The sequence below is a fragment of the Mycobacterium sp. DL99 genome (assembly GCF_004762045.1).
Classification (GTDB): domain Bacteria; phylum Actinomycetota; class Actinomycetes; order Mycobacteriales; family Mycobacteriaceae; genus Mycobacterium.
Map to the genome: position 1 here is coordinate 3,636,422 of NZ_SJOM01000007.1, position 10,486 is coordinate 3,646,907.

13 protein-coding genes are annotated in these 10,486 nt (G+C 67.9%); 2 read left to right on the plus strand and 11 right to left on the minus strand.

Translation table 11 applies throughout. From position 1 onward, the window contains the following. Nucleotides 1-122: 122 nt before the first annotated feature. The 3 genes from EYZ64_RS17920 to EYZ64_RS17930 form a co-directional block, all read right to left on the minus strand. On the minus strand, nt 123-1,064 hold the full coding sequence (locus EYZ64_RS17920) for a copper transporter (protein ID WP_135455307.1): 942 nt from the start codon (nt 1,062-1,064) through the stop codon (nt 123-125). A 15-nt stretch (nt 1,065-1,079) separates the two neighbouring features. Continuing rightward, on the minus strand, nt 1,080-2,264 hold the full coding sequence (steA, locus tag EYZ64_RS17925) for a putative cytokinetic ring protein SteA (RefSeq protein WP_135455309.1): 1,185 nt from the start codon (nt 2,262-2,264) through the stop codon (nt 1,080-1,082). A gap of 100 nt (nt 2,265-2,364) precedes the next feature. Continuing rightward, entirely contained in the window at nt 2,365-2,886 is a 522-nt protein-coding gene (locus EYZ64_RS17930; RefSeq protein WP_135455311.1) for a CGNR zinc finger domain-containing protein, read from the minus strand. Between the two features lie 143 nt (nt 2,887-3,029). Here EYZ64_RS17930 and EYZ64_RS17935 point away from each other — a divergent pair, with 143 nt between their 5' ends. Both EYZ64_RS17935 and EYZ64_RS17940 read left to right on the plus strand, forming a co-directional pair. Further along, entirely contained in the window at nt 3,030-3,491 is a 462-nt protein-coding gene (locus tag EYZ64_RS17935; RefSeq protein WP_135455313.1) for a VOC family protein, read from the plus strand. Nucleotides 3,492-3,503: 12 nt separating this feature from the next. Further along, complete coding sequence (locus EYZ64_RS17940) at nt 3,504-4,409, plus strand: pyridoxamine 5'-phosphate oxidase family protein (protein ID WP_167858140.1); 906 nt, start codon at nt 3,504-3,506, stop codon at nt 4,407-4,409. Here the strand turns inward: EYZ64_RS17940 and EYZ64_RS17945 are convergent. The 8 genes from EYZ64_RS17945 to EYZ64_RS32245 all read right to left on the minus strand — a co-directional run. Next, a complete protein-coding gene (locus EYZ64_RS17945; protein ID WP_135455315.1) occupies nt 4,406-4,615 on the minus strand; it encodes a DUF4287 domain-containing protein in 210 nt (69 codons plus the stop codon). The genes EYZ64_RS17940 and EYZ64_RS17945 overlap by 4 nt on opposite strands. Nucleotides 4,616-4,695: 80 nt before the next feature. Continuing rightward, nucleotides 4,696-6,459, minus strand: a complete 1,764-nt coding sequence (gene recN / locus EYZ64_RS17950) for a DNA repair protein RecN (protein ID WP_135455317.1) — start codon at nt 6,457-6,459, stop codon at nt 4,696-4,698. A 6-nt stretch (nt 6,460-6,465) separates the two neighbouring features. Continuing rightward, nucleotides 6,466-7,389 (minus strand): NAD kinase, encoded by a 924-nt coding sequence (locus tag EYZ64_RS17955; RefSeq protein WP_075923076.1) that lies wholly within the window; start codon nt 7,387-7,389, stop codon nt 6,466-6,468. Next, the gene (locus tag EYZ64_RS17960) at nt 7,386-8,195 is read right to left on the minus strand and encodes a TlyA family RNA methyltransferase (protein ID WP_135455319.1); all 810 of its coding nucleotides are present in this window, start codon (nt 8,193-8,195) and stop codon (nt 7,386-7,388) included. Before EYZ64_RS17960 ends, EYZ64_RS17955 begins: the two co-directional genes overlap by 4 nt. Before the next feature lie 6 nt (nt 8,196-8,201). Further along, complete coding sequence (locus EYZ64_RS17965) at nt 8,202-8,408, minus strand: hypothetical protein (protein ID WP_135455321.1); 207 nt, start codon at nt 8,406-8,408, stop codon at nt 8,202-8,204. Nucleotides 8,409-8,421: 13 nt separating this feature from the next. Further along, nucleotides 8,422-9,438 carry an HAD-IIA family hydrolase gene (locus EYZ64_RS17970; protein ID WP_135455323.1) on the minus strand — a complete coding sequence of 339 codons (1,017 nt, stop codon included), beginning with the start codon at nt 9,436-9,438 and terminating at the stop codon, nt 8,422-8,424. A gap of 1 nt (nt 9,439) precedes the next feature. After that, on the minus strand, nt 9,440-10,291 hold the full coding sequence (locus EYZ64_RS17975; RefSeq protein ID WP_167857871.1) for a tetratricopeptide repeat protein: 852 nt from the start codon (nt 10,289-10,291) through the stop codon (nt 9,440-9,442). 10 nt (nt 10,292-10,301) lie between these two features. After that, a partial coding sequence (locus tag EYZ64_RS32245; protein ID WP_210115526.1) for a hypothetical protein occupies nt 10,302-10,486 on the minus strand: 185 nt, incomplete at its 5' end.

A 10,486-nucleotide genomic window follows, 5' to 3' on the forward strand; every position in this document is an offset into this window, starting at 1 on the left:
GGCAGGGGATCTCGAAACTAGCTGTGGCCTGCCGACCCACGGAATCTCACCTTAACACCGACGCCGACAAGCCGCCGCTGGCGCGCCGCGTATGTGAGGAGCAGTTGGGTGGTCGCGGCTCGCTACTGCGGCACGGTCACCGACGTCGCGCCCTGCCCGGTTCCGTATTTGCCGGGCTTGCCACCGCCGACAAGGTCGCCGAGTGCCAGCACGGCGGTGATCTGCCCGGCGCTGGAATCGGCGTCGTCCACCGTGCTGACCACGCCGGCGAGACCGGCATCTGACCTGGTCACGGCCACTGGACCGGTTCCGGAAGCCGACCCCGAGCGTCCCGCGAGCACCGTCCCGGTGCCGTGCGGTGCCAACCCGGCGGCGAACCGGGCCATGGTTGCGCCCCGGTTTCCGCCATCCTCGCCGAGTCCACCTCCGGTCACGATCAGCGCCGTGTTGGCCGCACCGATGTGCGGATCGTCATAGGTCAGGAACCCGGTGTCGCGCAGCGCGGCGAGCACAGTTTGGCGCTGGGTGTCGTCCACGGGCGCCGCTGCCGGGTTCTTGTCGATCAGCAACGTGATGCCCAGTAGGTCGCCGGCTTGCGAGCCCTGATCCACCGCTGCGGTGCTCAGCTGTTTACCGGCCGGCACGATCGGTGAATTGACCACCGAGAGCAGTTTGTCGGCCGAATTCGCGTCGACGAATTCCTGGGTGAGGGCGACCTTGCCGGTCACGGTGCCACCCGCGTCGCGCACGAACCGCGAGACGGCGTCGACATCGCCATCGACGGCATCCGGCGTGCGGAACACCACCACCGACTTGTCCCTCAAGGCGTCACGCACCATCCGCGGCGCCATCTGCGCGTCGAATTCACCTGCGGCATTCAGTTTTTCGTTCAGCGCGTTCTTGCCGTCGGTGAGGGTGTCGATCTGGTGCTGCAGTTCCTTCTTGTCGTCACGAAGACCCGACAGCACGGTGTTCGACAGCAGCCCCGAACCCAGGGCCACCCCGATGGCCAACGCCAGGAACACGGCGGCCAATGAAACCGCATGCGCACGTAGTGTGATCACAGCTCACCGACCCGTTCAGCTGACGAGACTCTGCACCCAGAGCGTGAAACGGTTCCAGTAGTCGACGACCCAGTCGAGCACGGCACCGTCGGCCCTGGACACCCACAGCGCGACGACCACCGCCACCAGCATCGCCATCACCAGCAGCGCGATCGCCCCGCCGGACACCCGGCTGCGGTACAGGGTCGCCACCGCCTTGGCGTCGACGAGCTTCTCCCCAACCTTCAGCCGGGTCAGGAACGTGGACGGGTTGCTGCGCTGGCGCGAACGGTCGAAAAACTCCTCGATCGAGGCCGTATGGCCGGCCGTGACGATCAGCGACGCCCCGTGGTGGTCGCACAGCAGCAGCGCCAGGTCCGCCGCCGATCCGGCGGCCGGGAACGTCATCGCGCCGACCCCGAGGTCCTGGATGCGCTCCAGACCCGCGGCGTGCCCGTCGGCGTCGGCAGGCAGCACCACCTGGGCGCCGCACCGCAGCACCTCGACGCTCATCTTGTCCGGGTCACCGACGATCAGCGCGGGCCGGTACCCGGCCTTGCGCAGCACGTCCGCGCCGGCCCCGACGCCGACCAGCACCGGCTGATACTCCTTGATGAACGGTTTGAGTGCCTTGAGGTCCTCGGCGGCGTCGGGCTCCTCGGCAACGATCACCACGTGCCTGCGGTGCAGGTCCACGTCGACGTTCGGGATTCCGATGCCGTCGATGAGCAGCGGGCTCTCGCTGCGGATGAATTCGATGGTGTTGCCCGCGAAGGCTTCCAGATGCGCCACCAGGCCGCTCTTGGCGTCGTGCATCAACTCGTGGATCTCTTGATCGTTGCGCTCGGTGCCCACCGCGATGCGCCGGTCACCGGAGTAGACGCCGCCGTTGTTCAGGCGGATCCGCGCCCCGTCCTTGATCTTCTTGAAGACATCCGGCCCGGCCTCGTCGATGAGCACCACGCCGTTGGCGACGAGCACCTCCGGCCCCAGGTTCGGGTAGCGCCCCGAGATGGACGGGGAGGCGTTGACGACACCGGCGATCTGGGCCTCAACCAGCGCATCGGCCGTGATCCGGTCCAGGTCCTGGGCGTCGAGGACGACGATGTCACCAGGGCCGACACGCCGCAGCAGCCGGTCGATATCGCGGTCCACTCGAGCAGTGCCTGTCACTCCCGGACGCGTACTGGCATTGCGGGTGAGCAGCGTGGACATCTTCATGCGCCGATTCTGTCGGGCATCGCCAGCCAGGCGGCGGAGGCGCGCCGTAACACCAGCCCCACAAGTTGGCTTTCGTCACATCCGTAACAGCAGTCCGGTCTCAATCCCGCTTCGCCGCGTAATGCCGCGCAGCCTTGGTGCGGTTGCCACAGGTGGCCATCGAGTGCCAGCGCCGGGCCCCGTTTTTCGAGGTGTCGTGGAACCACAGGATGCAGTGCGGATGTGCGCACTGCTTGATCCGGTCGGGCGCCTCCCCCAGCAACCGCAGTAGATCATCCGCCGCCAGCCATCCGGCGAGCCATTCCGGCTGCGCGACCTCGGCCGTCTCAACGGGACCCGACGGCGTGAGCGTGCGCCGGATCCGACCCCGTTCCAGCACCTCGTTCACCTCATCGATGGACCCCGCCTGCAGGGCCTGAAGTATCGCCTCGCGGGCCGAGACCAGCGCGATCCGCGCCTTCTCATCCGCCCCGCAGCGATCCTCCAGGCTGTTGGCCAGCAACCAGCACCTCAGTCCTTCGACATCCGCGAGAAGGTCCTGTGGGCCATCCGCCGACATCCACCTGGTGTTCAGGAGATCCAGCGCAAGAGGTTCGCCGACATGTGGGCGCGGATCACGCATACCTGAGGGTAACCACGCGCCACCGACACCACGGTCCACCCGCCGGACTAACCACCGAACTCCAATTAGGTGGTTGACGACTTCCGCATCATCGTTCTAACCTGCTTAAGCAACAACATTGGTTAGCCATTCAGGAGGACTGCATGACCGGGACCACCACGCCCCAGCTCGCCACCGGACACGTCGGCATCAACGTCACCGACCTGGACCGCTCCGTCGCCTTCTACCGGAACGCGCTGGGATTCGAGCCGCTGGCCGTCAACGGCGAAGGCGACCACCGGTACGCCTTTCTCGGCACGGGCGGGACACTACGGCTGACCCTCTGGCAGCAGAGCAATGGCCGGTTCTCCGCGGAAACGCCGGGCCTGCATCATCTTTCGTTCGAGGCAGCCAGTATCGACGAGGTGCGGACCGTCGAGGCCGCACTGAAGGCGCTGGGCACGGAGTTCGCGCACGACGGCGTCGTCGCGCACGGCGAGGGGTCCGCCTCCGGCGGCATCTTCTTCACCGACCCGGACGGAACCCGGCTCGAGGTGTACGCACCGAACGGGGCGCAGACCGCTCCCGCGCCAAGCGGCGCGGCCCCCACCTGCGGATTCTTCTGAGTCGGGCAGGTGATCGTGTATCACTCGGGTGAGTTGGCGGTGCAGCGGCGGATGGGACAGGAGACCATCGCCGCCCGCGTCGGCCGGATGATCCGCACCGAGGTTCCCGCGGCCGCCGCCGCATTCCTCGCCGAACAACCGATGATCGTGATCGCCGCGGCCGACGACAGACGCCGGGTGTGGACCAGCTTGATCGCTGGTCCACCCGGCTTCGTCCACGCCGACGATCCGCGCACAATCACGATCGAGGCGCTGCCCGTGCCGGGCGATCCGCTCCACGATGTGCTGCGCAACGACCAGCAGATCGGGATGCTCGCCATCGAGCCGCAGACCCGGCGCCGCATGCGGGTGAACGGCTCCGCCGAGCCGTTCGCGACCGGCCTGCGGATCCACACCGACCAGGTGTATTCGAACTGCCCGAAGTACATCTCGCGCAGAGACATCGCCGAGGTGCGGTCCGCGATGGAGCTGCCCGAGTTGCACCGTGGCGAGTCACTGACTGATCGGCAGCAAGAGCTCATCGCCACCGCCGACGCCTTCTTCATCGGTTCGGCGGATGCGGTGGGCAGTGCCGACGCGTCCCACCGGGGCGGCAATCCAGGCTTCCTGCAGGTGCTCTCACCGCAGCGGCTGCGCTGGCCGGACTATCGCGGGAACTCGATGTTCATGACGCTGGGCAACATCGACGCCAATTCGCGGTGCGGGCTGCTGGTGGTCGACTGGTCGTCCGGATCGACGATCCAGCTCACCGGGACTGCCGAAATCAACTGGGACGAAGCCGATTCCAGTGCGGGCGCACAGTGCGCGGTCGACTTCATGATCTACGAGGTGGTAGAGCTGACACGCGTCAGCCCACTGCGGTGGAGCTCCGCCGAGTTGTCGCCGGCCAACCCGGGCCCGCCCGCCGAACAGAGCTAGGCGCGCCCCTCGGCGAGGGTATGGGCGACCAACGCGTTGGCGTGCCCGTGGCCCATACCGTGCTCGGATTTGAGCCAACCGACCAACTCCATGTGCTTGGCCAACGGCGACGAGCGAATCAGCTCCTGCCACTCAGCGATCGGCCGCCCGTACTTCTTCTCGATCGACGGGAAGTAGCTCGCCGGCCCCTTCACTGATTCCGCCATGGATGCTCCTTCGGTAGTGATTGCAGGTCTCTGCGTACCGACTGCGAACCTGGCGCGAACTCATCGCAATGCGCGCCGGCCTACGGCGTACTGCGCTCCTGCTGCGCGGCCTCGAGCAGCTCCCTGGCGTGGGCCCGGCCGCTGTCGGACTCCCCCAATCCGGCCAGCATCCGGGCCAACTCGGCGACCCGGTCCTCGTCATCGATGCGGCGCACGCCGCTGGACTTGGCCCGGCCATTGCCGCTGTCGACCACAAGATGGGCGTCGGCGAACGCCGCGACCTGAGGCAGGTGGGTCACCACGATGACCTGGTGGGTGCGCGCCAGCCGGGCCAGACGGCGGCCGATCTGCACTGCGGCGCGGCCGCCGACCCCGGCGTCGACCTCGTCGAACACCATCGTGGTACCCGCCGTCGACGCCGACAGCACCACCTCGAGGGCCAGCATCACGCGGGAAAGCTCACCGCCGGAGGCACTCTTGGCCAGCGGCAGCACATCCGCGCCACGGTGCGCGGTGAACCCGAACTCGACCGCGTCCACACCGTCATGACCGGCGTGCACCATCTCACCGTCGGGCATGGTCACCGGCGCGGAATCGTCGGCTCGAGCCGGCATCGGGGCGACACCGATGGTGAACACCGCGTTCGCCATGGCCAGCCCGGCCAGTTCCGCGGTCACCGCCTTGGCCAGCCCCTTGGCGGCCTTGGACCGGGCTTTGGTGAGTTCGCCTGCCGTCGCGACCAGTTGAGCCTCCAGCTCGGAGACCTTGCCGTCCAGGGCGGCCAAGCTCTCCTCGGACACGTCGAGCTGCGCCAGCCGTTCGGCGGCCTCGCGAGACCACTCCAGCACCCCGTCGACGTCGGCGGCATACTTGCGGGTGAGTGTCCGCAGCTCGGCCTGCCGCGCCAGCTTGGTCTCCAAAGTGCTGGCGTCGCTCGGCAATTCGGACAGATAGTCGCCGAGTTCGCCGGACACGTCCCCGATCACCGCCATCGCCTCGGCCAGGCGGACGGCCAATGCCTGCAGCGCCGAGTCGTCGGTGGACTCCAGCGCCGCCTGCGCGCGGCCCACACTGTCGGCGGCCGAGAAGGACTCCGGGGTGGGCTCATCGAGCTCGCCGGCCAATGCGAAGCGGGCGGTCTGCGCGGCTTCACGCAGGGCGTCGAGTTCCGACAGCCGGCGGATGTCGGCAACGATCGCCTCGTCCTCGCCGGCTTCCGGTGCGACCGCATCGATCTCGTGGATCCCGAAGCTGAGCCGGTCGGCTTCCTGGGCCAGTTCCCGGGCCCGCCGACGGCGGTCCGCCAGGTCACGGCGCGCCGTCAGCCACTCGTCGCGGATAGTGCGGTAGCGGGCCAGCGGCTTGTCGACGTCGGCGAACCGGTCCAGTGCCGCCCGCTGCTCGTCGGGCCGCATCAACCGCAGCTGGTCGTTCTGGCCATGCAATGTCAGTACCTGGGCGGTGAAGCTGCTCAGCGATTTGGCCGGCACGCTGCGCCCACCGAGATACGCGCGCGACGGCCCGGCCCGGCTGACCGAGCGGGCCGCGATGACGCTGCCGTCGTCGTCACGCTCGGCGCCGGAGGAGTCCAGGATCTCCTCGACCCGTCCGGTCACGTCCTCACCGAGTTCGATTGTGCTGAAACGGCCTTCCACCACGGCACGGTCGGAACCCGAACGCACCCTCGTAGCATCCGCCCGCGCCCCACCGAGCAGGTGCAGGCTGGTCACCACCATCGTCTTACCGGTACCGGTTTCACCGGTGAGTACCGTCAATCCGCGGTCGAACTCCGCGGTGGCAGCACTGATCGCGCCCAACGACTCGATACGAATCTCTGACAGCACAGGTATCTACTGTCCCCGCCATCCGGTGACCGGCAGCCGGAACTTACGCACCAACCGATCGGTGAACGGCGCCGAGTCCAACCGCACCCATTTCAGCGGCGTCCCGCAGCGGGTCACTTCGAGCCGGCCACCGGCCGGCACCACCATCTCGCGGCGCCCGTCGCAGAACACCAGGGCATCATTGCCGCTCGCCTCGATCTCGATCGCGATACTGGCCAACGGGCTGGTCACCATCGGGCGGGCGAACAGAGCGTGAGCGTTGTTGGGTACCACCAGAATCGCCTCCAGGTCCGGCCACAGCACCGGGCCGCCGGCCGAGAACGCATAGGCGGTGGATCCCGTCGGGGTCGACACCAGCACACCGTCGCAGCCGAACGACGAGACCGGGCGGCCATCCACCTCCAACACCACGCCGAGCACGCCGAGCCGCGGTCCCTTCTCCAGGCTGGCCTCGTTCAGCGCCCACCCGCGGTTGACCACATCCGTCCCGACTCGCACCACGATGTCGAGGGTCATCCGTTCCTCGATACGGTAATCGCGCTCGATGACGCGCTCGAGGACATGGTCGATGGCTTCGGCTTCGGCCTCGGCCAGGAATCCGATCCGGCCCAGATTGACTCCCAGCACCGGGATCTCGACATTGCGCGCGAGCTCGGCGGCGCGCAGGAACGTGCCGTCCCCGCCGAGCACCAGCACCAGCTCGCAACCTTCGGCCGCGCGCTCGTCGGCGTCGACCACCTCGATGTCCACGCCGAGGGCTCGCATGTCGTCCGGCGCCAGATGCAGCGGGCCGCGGTCAACGGCCTCCGCCGAGAGCACCTTCAGACCAATGCCGTTGTCGCCGAGCACCTTTTCCACCCGGCGGGCAACTTCGGTCGCCTCGTCCCGGCCGGTGTGCACCACCAGCAGAATCGTGCGTTCAGCCGTCATTGCGGCCCCTCCTCGACAGCCCGCCGCACTGCCTGCTCCAACGACTCGCCGTCCAGCGGACGGTCGCTCTGAGCACGCAGGTGCAGGAAGTACTCGACATTGCCCGATGGTCCGGGGAGCGGGCTGGCCGTCACATCGACAGCATGCCACTGCAATGTGGCCGCCTTGCGGGCGACCGTGCACACCGCGTCGATGCGCAACTGTGGATCGGACACTACGCCGCCCGCGCCCACGCGATCCTTGCCGACCTCGAACTGCGGTTTCACCATCGGAACGATATCGGCGTCGGCAGCTGCGCAGGCCGTCAGCGCGGGAAGAACGGTGGCCAGCGAGATGAACGACAGGTCGGCCACGATCAGCTGCACCGGCCCGCCGATCGCTTCGGGGGTCAGCTCCCGCACATTGGTGCGTTCGAGTACGTGTACCCGCTCGTCAGAGCGCAACGGCCAGGCCAGCTGGCCGTAACCGACGTCGGCGGCCACCACCTCGGCGGCGCCACGGTCGAGCAGGACCTCGGTGAAGCCCCCGGTCGAAGCACCTGCATCGAGGCAGCGCTTGCCCTCCACAGCGACGTCGAACGCGTCGAGCGCACCGATCAGTTTGTGCGCGCCCCGCGACACCCAGGTGCGTTCTTCGGAGGCGATCACGGTGATGTTGGTGTCCGGCGCGACCGCGGTAGCCGGCTTGGCCGCGGGCATGCCGTCGATCCGCACCCGGCCGGCCTCGATCAGTTCAGCTGCCTGCTGGCGGGACCGGGCCAGACCCCGTCGCACCAGCTCGGCATCAACGCGAGCGCGCCGCGCCACCGGCGCTCACCTTCCGGTCGCCTGCGGTCCGCTCGGCTGCCCCCTGTCGACGGATTCCAGGGCCTGTACGAGCAGGTCGTGGGCCTGCTCGAGCCGGGCAGCCACCACGTCGATGTCCATGCCGTCGAGTGCGGACGGGTCCACCGCCGGATCCGGCACGTCTGCCAGCACTGCGGCAACCTGCGCACGCAGCTGGTCGGGATCGGTAGTCATAGCGACACTCACGCTAGTCGATCGGTGCCGACAGCAACGACCAACGTTGCAGCGCCCGGCGCGCTGTGTCGTCGCCGGCCGACACCGTGAACGCGGTCTGGTCCAGATCAGCGCCCCACACCGCGTGTGCGGTGGCCCGCACCACCGACAGGTCGTCTACGGGTTCCTGACCGGTGGCGTGCACCGTGACCGTGTTGGTGTCGATGTCGATCCGCCAGGCCGCGTTGGGCCCGATGCGCAACATGTCGGCGTCGGCGTGCAGTCCGCGCAGGTCAGCGGCGAGGTATCCGGGACGTTCGGCGGAAACCGCGTGCACCGCCTCGCTCGCGGTGCTGACGCCGGTGAGCACCATGAGGCTCGGCAGCCCGGCCGCGACGGCACCGGCGATATCGGTGTCGAGCCGATCTCCCACCACGAGCGGAGTCCCGAAGGTCCCGCGGCTCAATGCATCGTTCATCAGCGTCGGCTGAGGTTTACCGGCCACCAGCGGATTCTGCCCGGTCGCCACCTGCAATGCCGCCACCATCGAGCCGTTGCCCGGCAGGAGCCCCCGTTCGGAAGGCAACGTCAGGTCCACATTCGCCGCCACCCACAACGCTCCGGAACGGATGGCCAGCGCCGCCTCGGCCAGATTCGGCCATGCGGTATCCGGCGAGTGACCCTGCACCACCGCGACCGGGCTCTCGTCGAACGTCCGAACTGGGCGCAGCCCGACATTGCTCACCTCACCGGCAAGCGCGTCCGTCCCGACGACGAGAACCGCAGAATTCGGCGGCACATGGGCGGCCAGCAGATGCGCAGCGCTCTGAGCGCTGGTCACAACGTCGTCAGACGCGGCCGCGAACCCGAGTTCACGCAAGTGCTCGGCAACCTGCTCGGGGGCACGTGACGCATTGTTGGTGACATAGAGCACCCGCGCGTCGAGGCCGGCCAGGCTCTCAATTGCACCTGCGGTCGGCTCGTGGCCCCGAAACACCGTGCCATCGAGATCGAGCAGCAGGCAATCATGTTGCCGCGCAAGCGTGGTCACGTCAGGAAAGCTCCGTGATCCGGTCTTCCGCGTCGGTGATGCCGTCGGTGTCGGCCTGCTCGGCATGGAGGAACCACTGCAGCGCTTCGTCGGTGCGTCCGAGCGCCAGGAGGGTGTCGGCGTACACGTAGAACAGCCGGGCTGCAGTCGGCCCCACACTGGTCGGGTCGAGCTGCGGCGTGGACAGGATCGCCAATGCCTGCTCGAACTGCCCGAGATCCGAGCGGGCGCCGGCCGTGACGATGCGCAACTCGTCGGCATCCTCACCGGTAAGGGCGGCGGCCTCGTCACTGCGGGCCAACTCCAATGCCCGCTCGGGCCGTCCCACACCGCGTTCGCAATCGGCGATCATCGGAAGCAAGGCCGATTTGCTGCCCATACGCCGAGCCGCGCGCAATTCGGCGAGAGCCTGTGCCCAGTCACCGCTGTGATAGGCCGCGATGCCAACAGCCTCACGCACAACCGCGATCCGGCCGGCCCGATTGCGGGCGGCACGAGCATGGGCGAGCGCGGCATCAGGATCTTCATCGAGCAACTTGCCGGCCATCACCAGATGCCGGGCCACGAAATCAGCGGTGGTCTTGTCCAGCGTCACCAATTCCCGGCGCACATCGGGCGCCAGCTCCTTGGCCTCGACATCGGCCGGCAACTTCGGGCCGTCGTGTCTGGGATCGCCATCTTCGGTCGGCTGCGCCGCACGCGCCCGGCCCGGCCCGGAAGTCCGGGGCACGCCGGAACGTTGATCCCGCCCACGCTGGTCGTAGTGCCGCCGAGGACCCGAGTTGTTCGATGTGCGGTCGTTGGATGCACGCCGCGGGCGCCGCTCTGCGTCGCCTTGTCTGTCTCCGACCACGTGTGCCTTTCTACCCGCCCTTCCCGCAAAGGATACTGGTAGCAGCCACGGCCGACATAATCATGTGAGCCTCGACGCAGCGAATATCCCCCTGAATATCGACTGAAAATCGACAATGGGAATTGATTGTTAAAAGCGAATCGCCCCCCACTAAAAAGTGGGGGGCGATTCTTAATTTGTGTTCGGCGGTGTCCT

Bases quoted from the DNA above. Each gene is read 5' to 3' on its own strand.
- steA (WP_135455309.1), bottom strand. From the start codon at position 2,264: ATGAAGATGTCCACGCTGCTCACCCGCAATGCCAGTACGCGTCCGGGA.
- EYZ64_RS17930 (WP_135455311.1), bottom strand. From the start codon at position 2,886: ATGCGTGATCCGCGCCCACATGTCGGCGAACCTCTTGCGCTGGATCTC.
- EYZ64_RS17955 (WP_075923076.1), bottom strand. From the start codon at position 7,389: ATGACGGCTGAACGCACGATTCTGCTGGTGGTGCACACCGGCCGGGAC.
- EYZ64_RS17945 (WP_135455315.1), bottom strand. From the start codon at position 4,615: ATGGCGGAATCAGTGAAGGGGCCGGCGAGCTACTTCCCGTCGATCGAG.
- EYZ64_RS17935 (WP_135455313.1), top strand. From the start codon at position 3,030: ATGACCGGGACCACCACGCCCCAGCTCGCCACCGGACACGTCGGCATC.
- EYZ64_RS17965 (WP_135455321.1), bottom strand. From the start codon at position 8,408: ATGACTACCGATCCCGACCAGCTGCGTGCGCAGGTTGCCGCAGTGCTG.